This is a genomic window from Streptomyces sp. NPDC052023 (assembly GCF_044548465.1).
Lineage (GTDB): Bacteria > Actinomycetota > Actinomycetes > Streptomycetales > Streptomycetaceae > Streptomyces.
Window position 1 is genome coordinate 127,705 of record NZ_JBIUBW010000016.1, and the last position, 16,745, is coordinate 144,449.

Here is a 16,745-nt window from a genome sequence, read left to right on the forward strand (position 1 = left end):
AGGTGCTCAACTTCCCATGCCCGAATTGGTGTTCTTCTCGGGGACGATGGACTGCGGGAAGTCGACCTTGGCGCTGCAAATCGAACATAATCGATCGGCGCGTGGTCTGCAGGGGTTGATCTTCACGCGTGACGACCGTGCGGGTGAGGGCAAGCTGTCTTCGCGTCTGGGGCTGGTGACCGACGCGGTGGAGGCCGGGCCGGGGCTGGACCTGTACGGATACGTGGTGGAGGAGCTGTCCCGGGGTGGCCGGGTCGACTATGTGATCGTGGACGAGGCCCAGTTCCTGCTGTCCGTCCAGATCGACCAACTGGCCCGGATCGTGGACGACTTGGAGCTGGACGTCTTCGCGTTCGGCATCACCACCGACTTCCGGACGAGGCTCTTCCCCGGCTCCCAGCGCCTGATCGAACTTGCCGATCGCCTGGAGACCTTGCAGGTCGAGGCGATGTGCTGGTGCGGTGCCCGGGCCACGCACAACGCGCGCACCGTGGGTGGAGAGATGGTCGTCGAAGGGGAGCAGGTCGTCGTGGGCGACGTGGCTCAGTCGGCGGCGGAGGTCGGGTACGAGGTGCTCTGCCGACGTCATCACCGCCGGCGGATGACGAGCGCCACGGCGCGGGCAGCGGCGTTGTCGCCGGACGTGCTGCCGGTCACCGCCACCTGACGTGAGCCGGCGGAAGACCACCGGGCGGGCGGCTCGTTCAGCTGTCGCCCGACGGGCTGCCGGTCACGCCGGCCTGACCCTGTCCAGGAGTGCAGCCGTTCGGCGCTGAGCTTCCCGGGCGGGAACCACAGATGCTCACCCCTGGACCCACCAGCCATTACCTACGTGGCGTCGGTCTGGGGCGCGTCGTCGTCCCAGTCGGTCGCCAGGACGGTTGGTAGCGGTAGCCCGTACCTGTCGCACAGGAACCGGGTCTGGCAGTACCGCTGGGCATCGGCGGCCACCCTGCCGAGGACCGCGGAATTCATGCCGGCACCGATGAGGACACCCACGAACGGCACGACCTTGGCGACGTTCTTGACGGGCACCCTGGCGCCGGCCGGGCCCAGCTGCTGCATCAACTTCTCAAGGGCGGCCAGGAGGCGGTGGTCCTGGCGAAGCTTCTGTGACCAGTTCACACGTCCCTTGACCGCGTCCGCTGCCCGCGCGACGTCACGCAGCGGCTTGGCCTTGGCCGCCTGGGCCATGAAGGACTGCTGCACCAGGCGTTGGATGAAGTCCTGCTCCTTGGGGTCCTTGGCGTCGTAGCCGTAGGAGTACGCGGTGCGCGCTGCTATCGACGTGCTCAGGACCTGAAGGACGAGGATGTCTGCTGTCATCGCGGCGGGAATACCGGCTACGGGGACCATGGCCAGCAGGCCCATGGCGCCGCCTTCGAATGCGCCGGTGGTGCGCCACTTCAGGGTGTTGCGGGTCAGCAGCCGGTCGCAGACCTGCAGGTCCTGCTGCCTCAGTTCGGTGAAACTGTCGATCTCGAAGCCTCGCTTGCGGGCGAGCTTCTCGACGTACTTCGGGTCGTTGAGATCCACGGCCCATTCGTTGACCAGCTCGAGCAACGCTGCCGCGCCTGCGAGCGCGGGTCGCATGGCCGTGTCGGCGACCGCGTCGCCTGCGCGGCGGATCGGTTCCGCCACGGCCTCCGGAACCGCGTCCTTGACCCGTCTCACGGTGTTTCCCGCGAACTCACCGGTGCGACCGAGCGCGGTGCTCGCCCAGTTCGGCAGACTACGGCGGTCGTTGCGGCGCTGCCAGTGCTCGTTGAGCGTGTCCCAAACCTGCCTCTCGTATGCGCTCATGGGAGTTGCACCGTCGACGGGTGGGCCGGCGTAAGGGCTCATTGAGGTTCTCCATTTCGACTGTGCTCTTTGGACCCACGATGCCCTGCCAGCCGACACGTGGGTGAAGTACATCGTCCAATGGCAAGTTTTGAAGAAGGTGGTGATACGCAGGAAAGATACGAAGCAGTCATCCTGAGTTCCGGTTGGCCGTTCAGTCGCCGAGGGTGAACCCGAGGCCGCCCGCGCGCAGTTCCTCCTCGGTCTGGGTGAGGCCGCCGCGGTGGGAGACCTCGACTGTGTAGAACTTCGAGCCCGGCGTGATGTCGTCGACCGTGAACGGAAACTGGCAGCCCTGCTCCGTCTTCTCGCCGAAGCCCAGGCTGCCCATCGCGACGAGGGTCCCGACGGCGTCGGTGACCGTGACCTGGGTGCCGAAGTCGATGTCGGAGTAGCCGCCCGTTCCAGAACACAGCTCGCCGGGGTCGAGACCGGGCCCGAGCTCGGCGACGGTGAGTGTCCCGTCGGTGCTGAAGGGTGCCATTGCGTCTTCGGGCAGTTCGGCAGTCGCGGAGGGAGACCTGGTCGCACCGGCTTCGGGCGAGCCGCTCTCGTTTTCGTCGGCCAGCGACACCCCCGCCCAGCACGCCCCCACCACGGCTGCCCCCAAGCCGACGCCGATCGCGAGGACGGTGCCGCGAGACAGCCGCGACCAGCGGAAGGCGGGCGTGGCCGGCGCTTGGTCGGGCACGGCAGGTATCGGCCCGGCGGACGCGAAGGTCGTGTTCTCGGCTGTCCCCGGGACCGCGGTCGGGGGAAGGGTCGGCGGCTTCGGCTCCGGCGCGGACATGTCAGAACTTCCTCTCGGTTTGAACGTGTGTGGCGAGCGTGGGACAAGGGAGGTCGAACGGACGCAGATCAGCCCTGGGCCCGCCGGTACTCGGCCAGAGCTCCACTCGCCCAGAGCGGAACCAGCTGGGGGATCTCGGTCACGGGCACCATGCCGTGCAGGGAGCGCAGACCGAGCTTGGCCAGGGAGTCGGCGGCTTCGTTGAGCGGGTTACCGACGTGGGCCTTCTCGTGGAAGAAGGCCAGGCCGGGCGTGTACTGCGCGTACATCTGCAGCGTGACCAGGCTGGCCCGGCGGCCGTGCGAGCGCAGCCGGGTCTCGTAACCGTCCGGCATCCGGTCGCCGCTCTGCCACTCGTGCAGGAGGGCCAAGGCGTCGAGACTGTCGACGCGCACCTCGACGGGTCGTCCGGGGTGCGCGGCGAATATCCGCCTCAAACCCTAGTACACGGCCCGAAGTTCGGTGACGACCACGCGGATACGAGGTGTGGCGAGATACCGGGGGTAGACGTGGGCGCGGAGTCCGGTCTCGCCCGTGGTGGCGAGGTAGCCGGTTCCCACCTTGTCGGCGGCGACGGACGCGTCCGTGGCGAGGACGATCGGCGTCCGGCCGACGGCCTTGACCGAGCCGCTGAAGTGCACTTGCTGACGGCCCCGGTGAGTGGGGCGGGGTGCGCGGGCGAGCGGAGATCGACGGCCCATCGACGGACCCTCCTGTTCACATCAGCGGGTGACGGAGAGAAGGCGGAGGGGGATGGGGGCTGCCCGACCTCAGCCGGTCTGCCCCCCCCCGCCCGAGTCCGCCGCGTATCCCCACGAGCGCGGCGGCGCCACGGCGGCCGTCAGCCGACTTTGGTCCACTCCTGGCAGCCGTTGGTCTCGAAGTACTCGCCCTTGTTCACCGTCACGCGGCCCTGGCCCTGGAGGTTGTCGTTGGCGATGATCGCCTCGAACTCCCCGGACGCATTCTTGGTGCGGGCCCAGTAGCAGTTGTCGATGAAGCCGCTCTTGTCGGGCCCAGCGGTCTTGTAGGTGCCGGCCTGCATGTCCTCGCCGACGAGGTACTGGCCCTCACCCTCGACCATGGTGGCCGGCCCGGGCTTCTTGGCCGGCTTAGGCGTGACGGAGACCTTCTCGGTGACGGTCACGGCGGGCTCGGGTTCACCGGCGTCGGGGGCCGCGGTCTTGGTGACGGTGACGGCCGGGGCGGGAGCGGCGGAGCCGTCCGTAGCGCCGGAGTCTCCGTCGCCGCCGATGCCGGCGCCGACCGCGAGCGCGACGAACGCGGTCGCGCCGTGGGTGAGCCAGGCCTTGCGCCGGGACGGCCTCGGTCTCGTCGGCTGCCCCGCCGGGGTCTGCCCGCCACCCGTCGACGGGACGGACACCGGCGGCACGGCGCTCCAGCTCGGCGTGCCGCCGGTACCGGAGGACTGCGGGGTGTTGGGCGGTATCGGGGGCGTGTGACTCATGGCGGAGATCCTTCGGTCGGAGTCGTGGCGCTTGACCACCACAAAGTGCCCGCCGTTCCGCATCACGGGTGAGGAAACCTCTGATAACCCGTATTATCAGGCGGGTTGTTCCCTGCCTTTAGGGGTGGCTGTAGATTCCTGACGCCTGCCCTGCTGAAGAAGGGGGGGCGGACCGCGAGGCGCGAAGGTGAGGATGCGGGCCTTGTGGGCTCAAGTGGAGAGGGGGACACGTCCGATGGAGATGCACACGGCCTCGAAGGCGTCCCCCGCCATCCTGCCCGAAACGCCGGCCTGGCGGATCACGTACGCCGAGATCGCCGCCCTCGCCCAGGTCCAGCGCCCCGTCCCCACCACCTGGGCCCGCCGCCACTCCGACTTCCCCGTTCCCGTCGCCCAGGAGAACGGACGCCCCCTGTTCGACGCCCGCGCGGTCGTCGGATGGCTCGCCTCGACCGGCCGCGGCAACACCGACCCCCGCCGGCTCCACGCCGAGCTCGCCCTGCACACGCTGGCCGCCTGGCGCACCCCGTCCCTGCCGGCGCCCGTCCTGATCGGCGCGCTGACCTCCCTGGTCTGCCTGCACCAGCAGCTCGACGCCCGCGTCGCCGACGGCCGCCCCTGGGACACCGTCCTGGACAGGGCCGCCGACCTCGACCCGGAGGACCGTTTCCTCCTCTCCGAGCTGCGGGCCCTGCCCGACCCGGACCGCACCGGCCCGGCCCTCGCCGAGCTTGCCGACGAACTGATCGACGCCGCCTACAACCCCGCCGAGGCCTTCGACTGGATCCTCCAGGCCCGCCACCGCCTCGGCCTCCACGACCTGGCCGCAGAGGAGCCCACCCCGGCCGTGGTCCGCGCCCTCGCCGCGCTCTCCGGGGTCGACACCCTCGACGAGGGTTCAGTGATCGCCGTCCCGCACGCACGCTCCGGCGATCTCCTGGCCGCTCTCCACGACCACGCCACCGAGGAATCCGGCCACATCTACCTCGCCACCGACCCGGACCAGGCGCGCGTCCGCCTGCTTCGACGCCGGATGCTGGTGCGCGAGGTGTACGAGTTCCGGCTCGACGTCGTCCACGGCGAGGAACTGTCCGCCGACGAATGGGGCGACCCGAACCTCGTCGTCTGCGCCCTCCCCTACGAGGCCGCCGAGACCCGCGACCCCAAGGCCGTCCTGGACCGGGTCGCCGCCCTCACCGACTACCTCGACACCGGCTCCACCGCCGTCGTCCTCGGTCCTGCCGACGTCCTCACCGGCCCGCTCGCCCGGCACGGCGACGCCGACCGCCTGCGCCGCTCCTTCCTCCAGCCCGGCCTGCTCAAGGCCGCGATCAGCCTCCCCGACGGCGCCTACGCCTACCGCCCCGGCTACCGCACCGCCGCGTGGATCCTCGCCCGCGTCCCCGAGGAGCAGCGCACCGGCCTCGTCCTGCTCGCCGACTACTCCGCCCAGCCGCTCACCGAACCCGTCCTCGACACCCTCGCCGCCGACATCGCCATCTGGCGCGCCTCGGGCTGGACCCGGGACCCGCGCCACGAACCGCGCCACGCCGCCGTCGTCCCCGGCACCCACCTCGACGACCGTCCCGGCGCCCCCTTCACCCCGCAGCACCGCACGCTCGCCTCCCGCTACACCCGCACCGTCGCCGAACGCCCCGCGGTCATCGCCGACCTGGAACGCCGCCTGAGCGAGCTGCACGACCGATCCCGCGAACTCCGCCTGGACGCCCAGGCCGTGCGGCGCCCCGAGAACGAGCCGGTGCGCCGCACCACCGTCGGCCGGCTCCTGCGCACCCGCCGCCTGCGCCGCCGCCCCGGCCACCGTTTCGCCCCCGAACACCTCACCCCCGAGGGCCACTACCCGGTCCTCACCCCCGAGGAGATCCTGGGCACCGCCCGCGTCGGTGGCCGCCGCATCGACCGGGGCATCCTCCTCACCGCCTACGACCACGCCCAGTTCACCGAACCCGGCGACCTCGTCGTCACCGCCCACCCGCACTTCGGCGTCCACGTCGACACGGAGGGCGTCTGCCTGGTCGCGGCCCCGGCCCGCATCCTGCGCGTCCACCCCGACGCCGACCCACCCGTACGGCCCCGGGTGCTGGCCGCGCTGCTGCGCGCGGCCGCCGCCGAGCACGCCCGCACCAGCGGCGCCGTGCGCGCCTCCCGCCGTATCGAGGACCTGGTCATCCCCGACCTGAGCCGCGCGGAGGCCGACCTGTACGAGGCGGTCCTCGCCGAGATCGAGGGCCGGGCGGCGCTGCTGCGCGAGCAGACCGCCGCCCTCGACGACCTGACCCGCGTGATGGCGGCCGGCATGGCCGACGGCACGCTCACCATCCACCCCCTCCCGGACACGGACACCGGAACCGACGCCGGTGTCGACACTCACTGAAGGAGACGGTCCACCCGATGCCTCCAGGCAAGAAGAAGCCCGCCGACCAGGCGGAGCTGTTCAGCGCATCCACCGCCAAGGAAATCCAGGACATCCTCTGGAAGGCGGCCGACAAGCTCCGCGGCTCCATCGACGCCGCCCAGTACAAGGAGTTCGTCCTCGGCCTGATCTTCCTGAAGTACGTCTCGGACGCCTTCGACGAGCGCCGGGGCGAGCTGGCCGCGGAACTGGCCGACGACGGCATCACCGAGGACCGTATGGAGGACTTCCTCGAAGACCGCGACGAGTACACCCGTGCCAACGTCTTCTGGGTCCCCGAGACCGCCCGCTGGACCTGGATCGCCGCCAACGCCAAGGCCCAGGGCGTCGGCAAGCTCCTGGACGAGGCGATGGACGCCATCATGCGGGAGAACGCCTCCCTCACCGGCGTCCTGCCGAAGATCTTCAACCAGGACCGAGTCGACCAGAAGCGCCTCGGCGAACTCGTCGACCTCATCAGCGACGCCCGCTTCGGCGGCAGCGAGGACCGGCCGGCCCAGGACCTGCTCGGCGAGGTGTACGAGTACTTCCTCGGCAACTTCGCGCGAGCTGAGGGCAAGCGGGGCGGCGAGTTCTACACGCCGAGCTCCGTCGTCCGGTTGATCGTCGAGATCCTCGAACCGTACGAGGGGCGGGTCTACGACCCGGCGTGCGGCTCGGGCGGCATGTTCGTGCAGGCCGCCAAGTTCATCGAGGCGCACCGGGGGAAGGGCCACAAGTCTGACATCTCGGTCTACGGTCAGGAGCTCAACGAGCGCACCTGGCGCCTGGCCAAGATGAACCTCGCCATCCACGGCATCGACGGCAATCTCGCCGCCCGCTGGGGCGACACCTTCGCCGACGACAAGCACGCGGACCTCAAGGCCGACTTCGTGATGGCCAACCCGCCCTTCAACATCAAGGACTGGGCGAGGGACGAGACCGACCCGCGCTGGAAGTACGGGGTCCCGCCGAAGAACAACGCCAACTACGCGTGGCTCCAGCACATGATCTCCAAGCTGGGGGAGAGGGGCACGGCCGGCATCGTCTTGGCGAACGGGTCCATGAGCTCGACGTCGAGCGGCGAGGGCGAGATCAGGCAGGCGCTGGTGGAGGGGGACTTGGTGGCGTGCATGGTGGCGCTGCCGTCTCAGCTTTTCCGGACCACCACCATCCCGGCATGCTTGTGGTTCCTGTCCAAGGACAAGTCCCCGCAGGGCGCCCGGCGGCTCAATGACCGGCGCCGCGAGATTCTCTTCATCGACGCAAGCGCGATGGGAGAGATGGTCGACCGAACGGAGCGCATCCTGCGGGAATCCGACCTAGCCAAGATTGCTGATACCTACCATGCGTGGCGAGGTACGGCGTCGGCGCGTGAGGTGAGCCTGACGTACGAGGACGAGCCCGGGTTCTGCTTCTCGGCTGACCTGGAGACGGTTCGGGCGCGCGGGTACGCGCTTACGCCGGGTATGTATGTGGGGGCCGTCGCGGCGGAGGAAGAAGACGCGGAGGCGATCGCCGAACAGATCAGCAAGCTGACCGAGGAACTTTACGACCTGTTCGACACCTCAGCGGTCCTGGAGAAGGCGGTACGTGAGCAGCTGAGGAGGATCGATGTCTAGTCGAATGATCAGCCCTCTTGGCCGGGCTCTTCCTGACGGTTGGAATCTGCGCAGCATTGGAGAGCTGTGTACCAAGATCGGCAGTGGCGCTACCCCAAAAGGGGGTGCGGCCGTTTATAAAGAAACAGGCACCAGTTTCATCCGGTCACAGAATGTTTTTGACCATCGTTTCTCATCGGTCGGATTGGCTCACATTGACGACCAGGCGGCAGAGAAATTGGCGGGTGTGACTGTTTATCGGCGTGACGTGCTGCTCAACATTACCGGCGACGGTGAAACGATCGCTCGGTGCTGTGTGGTGCCTGACTGGGTTCTGCCGGCGCGCGTGAATCAGCACGTTATGATTCTTCGCACCTTGAGTGATCTCGTGCCAGAGTACCTTCAGAGGTATCTTTCTCAGCCTGCCATGCGACTTTATATGCTGAGTCACAATTCGGGTGGCTCGCGCCGTGCGCTCACAAAGAGTCAGGTGGCGAGTTTTCAGATCGCTGTTCCGCCTGTCGAAGAACAGCGAGCTATTTCTGCTGTTCTCGGAGCGCTGGACGACAAGATTGCTGTCAATGAGCGCATCGCCGCAGTGGCCGATCAACTGGCTGGCGCATACTTCCGGGGCACCTTTCCTCAAGCACTCAACCACATTGAGGCTGGCACCCCTCTGTCCTCGGAGTGGACCACGTTGACTATCGGGGACGCTACTACGGTGATCGAGACCGGGATTCGTCCGAGGGGAGGCGTTGCGCAGTACGGGTCGGGTGTTCCGAGTATTGGAGCCGAGAGCGTTGTTGGGTTGGGTTGGTTTGACTTCGCCAAGACTAAGTTCATCCCTAGAGAATTCTTCGCAGCTATGCGTAGGGGTGTGCTAGAAGACAGGGACATCCTTGTGTATAAGGATGGCGGTAAGCCTGGCGAATTCAAGCCGCACGTCACTCTGTTCGGAAATGGCTTCCCTTTCTCGGAGATGTGCATCAATGAGCACGTCTACCGAGTGAGAATGAAGTCTGAAATCGGTCAGGAGTTCGGCTATTACTGGCTTTGCTCGGCGCCGATCATGGCCGAAATGCGGAGAAGGGGTACGGGGGCTGCAATTCCCGGAATAAATTCAACGGCCTTTAAGGGGATTCCGGTGGTAGTTCCTCCACAGGGTGAGGTAGCTGCTTTTAGAGAGGCGGCGGCACCTCTGATCGACCGAGCCCTGGCAGCGGCCGTCGAGTCACGAACTCTCGCCACCCTCCGCGACACCCTCCTCCCCCAACTCATGTCCGGCCGCCTCCGTGTCAAGGACGCCGAGAAGATTGTCGAGGACGCCACATGACGACGCACCGCGACGGAAACGAGCCCGACGACAGAACCCACCGCCGCCCCACCGAAGCCGACTGGGAGCTGCTCGCCCTCGATGAACTCGCCGAGCTGGCCTGGCTGCCGGCCTCCGGCAACGAGTTCGCGCCCGGGTCCGGGCACCGGAAGTCCTGGGACGACCTGATCCTCTACCCGGACCTCCAGGAGGCCATCGAGCGCCTGAACCCCGAACTCCCCCCGGACGCCGTCCGGGAAGCCGTGGCCACCGCCGCCACCCCCGGCTCCCAGGACACGTACGAGGAGAACCGGACCGCCCACCGCCACCTCACCTCCGGCATACGCTCCGTCACCTACACCGACTCCTTCGGCGCCGAGCACAACCCCACCATCCGCCTCGTCGACCTGGCCGACCCGGACGCGAACACCTACCGCGCCCTGAACCAGGTCACGGTGATCGACGGTGAGAAGAACCGCCGCTTCGACGTCGTCCTGTACGTCAACGGCCTGCCCCTCGCCGTCGTGGAGCTGAAGCGCGCCGGCGACGAGGACGCGACGCTCCAGACGGCGCACGCCCAAGTGGCGCGGTACGTGGAGGAGTTCCCCACCGCCTTCCGCTACAACGCCGTCGTTCTGCTCTCCGACGGCATCACCGCGAAGTACGGCACGCCGTTCACCCCGTACGAGCACTTCGCCCCGTGGAACACGGACGAGTTCGGCGCCCGCGTCGACCCGCTGACCGCGGACGGCTTCTCGGAGTCGGGGCAGAACCTGGCGATCCACGGCCTGTTCACCCAGCCCCGCTTCCTCGAACTCGTCCAGTCGTTCGTCAACTTCGTCCCGTCCAAGCGGATGAAGCGCATCGCGAAGCCGCACCAGTACCACGCGGTGACCCGCGCCGCCGACGCCGTCCGCACGGCATCGGCGAGCGACGGCAAGGCCGGCGTCGTCTGGCACACCCAGGGCTCCGGCAAGTCGGAGGAGATGGTCCTCACCACCACCATGGTGATGCGGGACCCGGCGCTGCTGAACCCCACGGTCGTGGTCGTCACGGACCGCACGGACCTCGACGACCAGCTCTACTCGACGTTCCAGGAGAGCGAGATCCTCCCGGAGTCGCCCCGGCAGGTCGTCACGCGCGCCGAACTCCGCGAGGAGCTCGCGGCGAAGAGGACGGGAGGGATCCTCTTCACCACGCTCCAGAAGTTCGGCAAGACCAAGGAGGAGCGGGAGTCGGGCACCGACCACCCGATGCTCTCCGACCGCCGGAACATCGTCGTGATCGTCGACGAGGCCCACCGCAGCCACTACGACGACCTCAACGGCCTCGCCCGCCACCTGCGCGACGCGCTCCCGCACGCCACGCTGCTCGCCTTCACCGGTACGCCGATCTCGGAGGCCGACCGCAACACCCGCGAGGTGTTCGGCGACTACATCGACGTCTACGACCTCAAGCGGGCCGCCGACGACGGCGCGACCGTGAAGGTCTACCACGAGAGCCGCGTGATCCAGCTCGTCCTGGACCGCGACGTCGACCCGACCACCATCGACGAGGAGGCCGACCGCATCACCGACGGCCTCGACGACACCGAGCGCCGCCGCGTCGAACAGGCCGTGGCGACCATGAACGCCATGTACGGGGCGCCGGCGCGGATAAGGGATCTAGTGGCCGACCTGGTGGCACACTGGGAGGCGCGCCGGGAGCGGATGCGGCCGTTCGTCGGTGCCTCCGAGTCGGGCGGGGCGCCCGGCAAGGCGATGGTGGTGTGCGCGACACGCGAGATCTGCGTGCGGGTGTACGACGCTCTGCGCGAGCTGCGGCCCGAGTGGCACAGCGACGAGTTCGACAAGGGCGCCATGAAGATCATCTTCTCGTCGAACTCCCGCAAGGACTCGGACGCGCTGCTCGCCCACGCGTTGACCGACAGCCGCCGCAAAGCGGTCATCAACCGGGCCAAGGACCCCGACGACGAGTTGGAACTGCTCATCGTCAACAACATGCTGCTGACCGGCTTCGACGCCCCGCCGATCCACACCATGTACCTGGACCGGCCGCTCAAGGGCGCCAACCTGATGCAGGCCCTTGCCCGCGTCAACCGGCGCTTCCGCGGCAAGGAGGACGGTCTCCTCGTGGGCTACGCGCCTCTGACGGAGAAACTCCAGAAGGCCATCGCCGAGTACACCGAGGCCGACCAGCGGGACCGTACCCTCGGCCAGGACGTCGAGCGCGCGCTGGATGAACTGCGGAACGAGTACGACGTCCTCATGGGCATCCTGCGTGGCTTCGCCTGGGAACCCCTCCTCGACAAGCCCGGCCCCCGGGCCTTCGTCGACGCGGCCCTGCGCGCCGCCAACTACCTGCGCGACCCCCGCACCCCCGGCAACAACCCCGACCAGCTCGACGATCCGCGCCAGACGCTGGGCCGCCGCTTCCGCGACCACGCCTACCGCCTCGAACGCTTCTGGGCGCTGGCCGGCAGCTCGAAGGAGGTGGGCGACCGCTTCGCAGACCGTCCGGCGTGGAAGCGGCACATCCAGTTCTTCGTCGAGGTCCGCGCCTACATGGCCAAACTGGACGCCATGGAGCGCGAGGCGCGTGGCCTCCCGGTGGCCCGCGACGTCGAGCTGTACCTCTCCCAGCTCACCTCGTCGGTCGTAGAGACGGGCGGAGTGACCGATCTGTTCGCCGAAGCCGGGCTCGAAACCGCCGACCTGACCCACCTCAATGACGCCCTCGTCGCCCAGCTCCAGAACAGCGACACCCCGCACCTGGCGGCCGAAGCCCTGCGGCGACTCGTCGAGCGGAAGATGCGCGAGGTCACCCGGCACAACATCGTCCGGCAGACCACGTTCTCCGAGCGCCTCCAGGACCTGATGGTGCGCTACATGCGCCAGCAGTACACCAGCGCCGAACTCATCGCCAAACTGGTCGAGATGGCCAAGGAGGTCGCCGCCGACGCCCGCCGGGGCGAGAAGTTCGACCCGCCCCTGAACTGGCGAGAACTCGCCTTCTACGACGCCGTCGCCGACCACGGCACGGCCCGTTCGCTCATGGGCGACGAGGTCCTGGCGGGCATCGCCCGCGAGCTGGTCACCGAGGTCCGCCGCCAGCTCAAGCCCGACTGGATCGCCCGCGAGTCCGTCCGCGCCCGCCTGCGCAGCACCATCAAGCGCCTCCTGGCCCGCAACAACTACCCGCCGGACCAGCAGAAGGAGGCCATCGACCTGGTCCTCCGCCAGATGGAGCACTTCGCCAACGAGTGGTCCGAGAACGGGGTCCTGGAGGACTGACTCACATCCGCACCTACGTGAGAGCCCTGCCGTCCGAGGGCAACCGACAGGGCGGCAGGCCTATGCCGACGGGCTGCGCCGCCGGCCCGTGCCCGGCAGACCGCGCCGCCCCAGCCCCTCGCGGTCGCCCGTCGAGGCTCGGGGCCCAGATCACCGAACCAGGCCACGCCGGGGGCCCGACGACCACAGTGACGAGCCGGCCCGCACCGCACGCAGGCCGGCGCATCGCTCAGCGCCAGCCGAGCTCCGGTGCCACGTGGGTGAGGATGCTCTCCAGCACATGGGCGTTGTAGTCGACGCCGAGCTGGTTCGGGATGGTGAGCAGCAGGGTGTCCGCTGCCTGGATGGCCTCGTCTTCCTGGAGTTGCTTCACCAGCACGTCCGGCTCGGCGGCGTACGAGCGTCCGAAGATCGCCCTGGTCGTGTCGTCGATCATGCCGATCTGGTCCCGCGAATCGCGGTCGCGGCCGAAGTAGGCCTGGTCCAGGTCGTTGGTCACGGCAAAGATGCTGCGGCTGACCGACACCCGCGGCTCGCGCGCGTGGCCTGCCTCCTTGTACGCCTCGCGGTACGCCTCGATCTGCTTGCGCTGCTGGACGTGCAGCGGTTCGCCCGTCTCGTCGTGCTTCAGTGTGGAGCTCTGCAGGTTCATCCCCAGCTTCGCGGCCCAGACGGCGGTCGCGTTCGAGCTGGAGCCCCACCAGATCCGCTCGCGCAGTCCCTCGGAGTGCGGCTCGATGCGCAGCAGCCCCGGTGGGTTGGGGAACATCGGCCGCGGGTTCGGTTGCGCGAAGCCCTTGCCGTCGAGCACCTCGAGGAAGGCCTCGGTGTGCCGGTGGGCCAGGTCCGTGTCGGTCTCGCCCTCGGCGGGGGTGTAACCGAAGTGGCGCCAGCCGTCGATCACCTGTTCCCGTGATCCACGGCTGATGCCGAGTTGCAGCCGGCCACCGGAGATCAGGTCGGCAGCACCGGCGTCCTCGGCCATGTACATCGGGTTCTCATAGCGCATGTCGATCACGCCGGTGCCGATCTCGATCTTCGAGGTCCGTGCACCGATGGCCGAGAGCAGCGGGAACGGGCTGGCCGCCTGCCGCGCGAAGTGGTGTACGCGGAAGTACGCACCGTCCACGCCGAGCTCCTCGGCCGCGACCGCCAGGTCGATGGACTGGTGCAGGAAGTCGGCGGCTGACCGGGTCATGGAATGCGCACTCGGCGACCAGTGCCCGAACGAGAGGAAACCTATCTTCTTCACGCACGCTCGAACCGTCCGGCGACCATTCCTTATTCCGACGTCGGCTCGCTGTGACCAGGCCGACCCGCCGGGCCGGCCATCGGGGTCCTGCGGGTGCCGATTCACCATCCGACGCGAACTCGGTCGCACCAGATGAGCATGGATCACGCCTGCCGACCGGGCTCTTCGACCGTACGAGCGAGCGTCAGACGCTCCGCTCCGACGAGGCCAGCCCGACGAACCCTGCCCACGCCTCACGCGAGACCGTGAAGCTAGGACCGGCGGTGGCCTTGGAGTCACGGACGTGCACGGCCCTCGAACCGGCCGCGACCTCCACACAGTCGCCGCCCTCGGTTCCGCTGTAGCTGCTCTTGAACCAGGCGAGGCCGGAGGCGACGGTCGAGGACTCAGCGTTGTTCATAGCGATCCCAGCAACCCTTCGAAGAGCTCCAGTGACTCTCGCGGACTGAGAGCCTGTGATCGGATGATCCCATAGCGGGCGGCAGCCAGAACCCCTTGCTCCGGGTCAGTTTGTAGAGAGCCGATTCCCTGCGCCTCGGCGTACACGAACTTCTTGCCGTCCTTGCGCGTGACGACGGTGAACGGCCCGTTCACGCCCGCGTTGTCCTCGCGGTCGACGGGCATGACCTGGATTTCTACGTTCCGCTTCTGGCCGATCAGGAGCAAGTGTTCCAACTGTCCCCGCAGTACGGCTTTGCCACCGTAGGGTCGGTGCAGAATCGACTCGTCGAGCACGAAGCTCAGGAAAGGCGCGGGGCGCCGATCGAAGATGTCCTGCCGGGCCAATCGTGCCGTGACCCGCTGCTCAATGGTCTCGTCGTCCAAGGGCGGACGCCGCATAGCCAACAGTGCCCTCATGTACTCCTCGGTCTGGAGCAGGCCCTTGACCACCAGGGTGTCGTAGGCGACCAGCTCAACGGCCTCCTTCTCCAGCACCGCCATCCCCTGGAAGAACACCGGATACTGAGCCCGCTCCACCTGCTCCTTCCACAGGCACAGCAGTCCGTCCGCCCTCAGCACCTCATCGGCCCACTCGATCGTCCGGCGTGACGGAATCCGCCGCCCCTGCTCGAACGACGCGATGGTGGACGCCGAGTACCCGAGCCGCCGCCCGAACTCCTCGCGTTCCAGCCCCTCCCGAATCCGCAGCGTCTTCGGGTCTGCCCGAACGCGACGACGACACCGCGCCCGGCCTCGTCCTCCGGTCGCCGCCCGGCTCCGTCGCCGCTCTCCCAGCCGTCCCCGAGGCTCATGACCGCTCCCGCGCCGCCGTCCCCGTGCTCCCCGCGGACCGCTTCGGTCCCGGCCTCCGCGCCCCCGCGCTCCGTCATGTCCATCACCGCCTCCTTGCCCCAACGCGCCCGCAGGGAACGCCGTTACGGCGCGCAGCGCCTACTTGTGCGGACCGCGCGCGTACAGCCGCCCCCTGTCTCTGCGTAACCGCTGGTCACGCTACGCGACGGACAGGACCGTGGTCGGCATGACGACGAAACCCGTGAATTCCTCCGGCGCCACCCAACCCGCCACCCCCTGCACCCCCTTGAGTGCCACCCACGTTCCCGCCCTCATCGCGCCACCAGACCGCACATTCGAGATGCGCTTCACCTCCACTCCCCGCGGAGCCCGTCTCGCCCGCCGTCTGGCAGCCTTCCGCCTGGACGCGTGGGGCATCCCGTACGGCTCCGGCGCCCACGACGCGATCGAGTTGATCGTCGCCGAACTCGCCGCCAACGCCGTGCGGCACGGCCATGTGCCCGGCCGGGACTTCCACCTCCGCCTGCGCACCGCACCCGACGGCCGTACCGTGCGCGCCGAAGTCACCGACACCCGCACCGAACACCTTCCCCGCCGCCCCGCCCTCCCCGAGGGCACCGCCGGTGCCGAGGAGGCCGGCCGCGGGCTGCTCCTCGTAGCGCACCTCGCCGCCCGCTGGGACTGGCACCCGCGCCCGGACGGACCGGGCAAGACCGTCTGGGCGGAGTACGCGTTTCCGGCACTGCCCCAGGGGTGAGCCCATCCGGATCGTTCGGCAGGGACTGGACGGGTACGTACCCGTACCCGTATCCTCGGGAGTCGAATGAGGAGGCCTGCATGTCCGACGCCAACATCCGCATCCCCGTCGAAGCCCGCGACCGGCTCGCCCGGATAGCTTCCTCCGAAGGTATGTCCCTACGGGGTTACCTGTCGCACCTCGCCGAGACCCTGCTGACGCCCGAGGAGCGCACGGCCCGCGCCGAGCAAGCGCGCGCCGCCCTGCGGGAATGGAACGGCTACGACCCGAGCGCGAGCGAACAGGCGGCGCTGGACGCCGAGTTGGACCGGCGCCTCAGCGAGGCGGGAGGAAGGTGACCGAGGCTCTGCACATCGTCCTGGACGAAACGGCCATGGTTGCGGCAGGGCAGGGCAACGTGCTCGCCTCACGCCTGATCCATCGCGCCCATTCCGAGGCGGGCTGGTTTCTCTACGCCCCCGCATGCGCTCTGGTCGAGGCGGACCGAATGCGGCCCGGTACGGCGGAGCACCTCGCCGCGCTCCCCGGCATCACGGTCCTCGACCTGGATCTGCCCGCCGCGCTCGCCGTGGCCCGCGGAACGTCCTGGGCTCCCGCCCACACACGTCACGCCGCTGAACCGACCGCGGAGCGGCCGAACGGTGCCGTGGTCGCCACCACCGCGCCCGACGCATGGAAGGGGCAGCCCGTACGGGTCATCGACCTGAACTCCTGAGCCTTTCCGGGTGGCGTCCACGCCGCCACCAAGCTTCTCCTCGCACCG

General features: G+C 68.6%; 15 protein-coding genes and 1 pseudogene. 8 read left to right on the plus strand and 8 right to left on the minus strand.

Features of this window, described 5'->3' with window-relative positions:
* Positions 1–16: 16 nt before the first annotated feature.
* Positions 17–667 carry a thymidine kinase gene (locus ACIHCM_RS27445; protein ID WP_399901117.1) on the plus strand — a complete coding sequence of 217 codons (651 nt, stop codon included), beginning with the start codon at positions 17–19 and terminating at the stop codon, positions 665–667.
* A gap of 161 nt (positions 668–828) precedes the next feature.
* Here ACIHCM_RS27445 and ACIHCM_RS27450 read toward each other — a convergent pair whose 3' ends face one another.
* From ACIHCM_RS27450 to ACIHCM_RS27470, 5 genes are all read right to left on the minus strand, one after another.
* Positions 829–1,803 carry an EcsC family protein gene (locus ACIHCM_RS27450; protein WP_399901120.1) on the minus strand — a complete coding sequence of 325 codons (975 nt, stop codon included), beginning with the start codon at positions 1,801–1,803 and terminating at the stop codon, positions 829–831.
* 193 nt (positions 1,804–1,996) lie between these two features.
* A complete protein-coding gene (locus ACIHCM_RS27455) occupies positions 1,997–2,632 on the minus strand; it encodes a hypothetical protein (protein ID WP_399901123.1) in 636 nt (211 codons plus the stop codon).
* A gap of 68 nt (positions 2,633–2,700) precedes the next feature.
* A complete protein-coding gene (locus ACIHCM_RS27460; RefSeq protein ID WP_399901126.1) occupies positions 2,701–3,027 on the minus strand; it encodes a hypothetical protein in 327 nt (108 codons plus the stop codon).
* 45 nt (positions 3,028–3,072) lie between these two features.
* On the minus strand, positions 3,073–3,333 hold the full coding sequence (locus ACIHCM_RS27465; RefSeq protein WP_399901129.1) for a hypothetical protein: 261 nt from the start codon (positions 3,331–3,333) through the stop codon (positions 3,073–3,075).
* Positions 3,334–3,473: 140 nt separating this feature from the next.
* Positions 3,474–4,100 (minus strand): hypothetical protein, encoded by a 627-nt coding sequence (locus tag ACIHCM_RS27470; protein WP_399901131.1) that lies wholly within the window; start codon positions 4,098–4,100, stop codon positions 3,474–3,476.
* A gap of 235 nt (positions 4,101–4,335) precedes the next feature.
* Between ACIHCM_RS27470 and ACIHCM_RS27475 the strand changes: the two genes are divergently transcribed.
* From ACIHCM_RS27475 to ACIHCM_RS27490, 4 genes are read left to right on the plus strand one after another with little or no spacing between them, the layout of a single operon-like run.
* The gene (locus tag ACIHCM_RS27475) at positions 4,336–6,495 is read left to right on the plus strand and encodes a hypothetical protein (RefSeq protein WP_399901134.1); all 2,160 of its coding nucleotides are present in this window, start codon (positions 4,336–4,338) and stop codon (positions 6,493–6,495) included.
* 17 nt (positions 6,496–6,512) lie between these two features.
* Entirely contained in the window at positions 6,513–8,135 is a 1,623-nt protein-coding gene (locus ACIHCM_RS27480; protein WP_399901137.1) for a type I restriction-modification system subunit M, read from the plus strand.
* Positions 8,128–9,447, plus strand: a complete 1,320-nt coding sequence (locus tag ACIHCM_RS27485; RefSeq protein WP_399901140.1) for a restriction endonuclease subunit S — start codon at positions 8,128–8,130, stop codon at positions 9,445–9,447. Before ACIHCM_RS27480 ends, ACIHCM_RS27485 begins: the two co-directional genes overlap by 8 nt.
* A complete protein-coding gene (locus tag ACIHCM_RS27490) occupies positions 9,444–12,719 on the plus strand; it encodes a type I restriction endonuclease subunit R (protein ID WP_399901143.1) in 3,276 nt (1,091 codons plus the stop codon). The genes ACIHCM_RS27485 and ACIHCM_RS27490 overlap by 4 nt, the downstream gene beginning before the upstream one ends.
* Before the next feature lie 229 nt (positions 12,720–12,948).
* Here the strand turns inward: ACIHCM_RS27490 and ACIHCM_RS27495 are convergent, their stop codons facing one another.
* The 3 genes and pseudogenes from ACIHCM_RS27495 to ACIHCM_RS27505 form a co-directional block, all read right to left on the minus strand.
* Positions 12,949–13,971 carry an LLM class flavin-dependent oxidoreductase gene (locus ACIHCM_RS27495; RefSeq protein ID WP_399901146.1) on the minus strand — a complete coding sequence of 341 codons (1,023 nt, stop codon included), beginning with the start codon at positions 13,969–13,971 and terminating at the stop codon, positions 12,949–12,951.
* 184 nt (positions 13,972–14,155) lie between these two features.
* A complete protein-coding gene (locus ACIHCM_RS27500) occupies positions 14,156–14,371 on the minus strand; it encodes a DUF397 domain-containing protein (RefSeq protein WP_399901149.1) in 216 nt (71 codons plus the stop codon).
* A pseudogene (locus ACIHCM_RS27505) lies at positions 14,368–15,302 on the minus strand (helix-turn-helix domain-containing protein). Before ACIHCM_RS27505 ends, ACIHCM_RS27500 begins: the two are co-directional and overlap by 4 nt.
* Positions 15,303–15,451: 149 nt before the next feature.
* On the opposite strand from ACIHCM_RS27505, the gene ACIHCM_RS27510 reads away from it, so the two are divergent.
* The 3 genes from ACIHCM_RS27510 to ACIHCM_RS27520 all read left to right on the plus strand — a co-directional run bounded on the left by ACIHCM_RS27510 (position 15,452) and on the right by ACIHCM_RS27520 (position 16,697).
* Entirely contained in the window at positions 15,452–15,982 is a 531-nt protein-coding gene (locus ACIHCM_RS27510) for an ATP-binding protein (protein ID WP_399901152.1), read from the plus strand.
* 80 nt (positions 15,983–16,062) lie between these two features.
* On the plus strand, positions 16,063–16,320 hold the full coding sequence (locus ACIHCM_RS27515; protein WP_399901155.1) for a hypothetical protein: 258 nt from the start codon (positions 16,063–16,065) through the stop codon (positions 16,318–16,320).
* Entirely contained in the window at positions 16,317–16,697 is a 381-nt protein-coding gene (locus ACIHCM_RS27520; RefSeq protein ID WP_399901158.1) for a hypothetical protein, read from the plus strand. The genes ACIHCM_RS27515 and ACIHCM_RS27520 overlap by 4 nt, the downstream gene beginning before the upstream one ends.
* Positions 16,698–16,745 lie beyond the last annotated feature (48 nt).

Bases quoted from the DNA above. Each gene is read 5' to 3' on its own strand.
- ACIHCM_RS27515 (WP_399901155.1), top strand. From the start codon at position 16,063: ATGTCCGACGCCAACATCCGCATCCCCGTCGAAGCCCGCGACCGGCTC.
- ACIHCM_RS27445 (WP_399901117.1), top strand. From the start codon at position 17: ATGCCCGAATTGGTGTTCTTCTCGGGGACGATGGACTGCGGGAAGTCG.
- ACIHCM_RS27485 (WP_399901140.1), top strand. From the start codon at position 8,128: ATGTCTAGTCGAATGATCAGCCCTCTTGGCCGGGCTCTTCCTGACGGT.
- ACIHCM_RS27510 (WP_399901152.1), top strand. From the start codon at position 15,452: ATGACGACGAAACCCGTGAATTCCTCCGGCGCCACCCAACCCGCCACC.
- ACIHCM_RS27465 (WP_399901129.1), bottom strand. From the start codon at position 3,333: ATGGGCCGTCGATCTCCGCTCGCCCGCGCACCCCGCCCCACTCACCGG.
- ACIHCM_RS27480 (WP_399901137.1), top strand. From the start codon at position 6,513: ATGCCTCCAGGCAAGAAGAAGCCCGCCGACCAGGCGGAGCTGTTCAGC.
- ACIHCM_RS27450 (WP_399901120.1), bottom strand. From the start codon at position 1,803: ATGAGCGCATACGAGAGGCAGGTTTGGGACACGCTCAACGAGCACTGG.
- ACIHCM_RS27500 (WP_399901149.1), bottom strand. From the start codon at position 14,371: ATGAACAACGCTGAGTCCTCGACCGTCGCCTCCGGCCTCGCCTGGTTC.
- ACIHCM_RS27475 (WP_399901134.1), top strand. From the start codon at position 4,336: ATGGAGATGCACACGGCCTCGAAGGCGTCCCCCGCCATCCTGCCCGAA.
- ACIHCM_RS27455 (WP_399901123.1), bottom strand. From the start codon at position 2,632: ATGTCCGCGCCGGAGCCGAAGCCGCCGACCCTTCCCCCGACCGCGGTC.
- ACIHCM_RS27490 (WP_399901143.1), top strand. From the start codon at position 9,444: ATGACGACGCACCGCGACGGAAACGAGCCCGACGACAGAACCCACCGC.
- ACIHCM_RS27470 (WP_399901131.1), bottom strand. From the start codon at position 4,100: ATGAGTCACACGCCCCCGATACCGCCCAACACCCCGCAGTCCTCCGGT.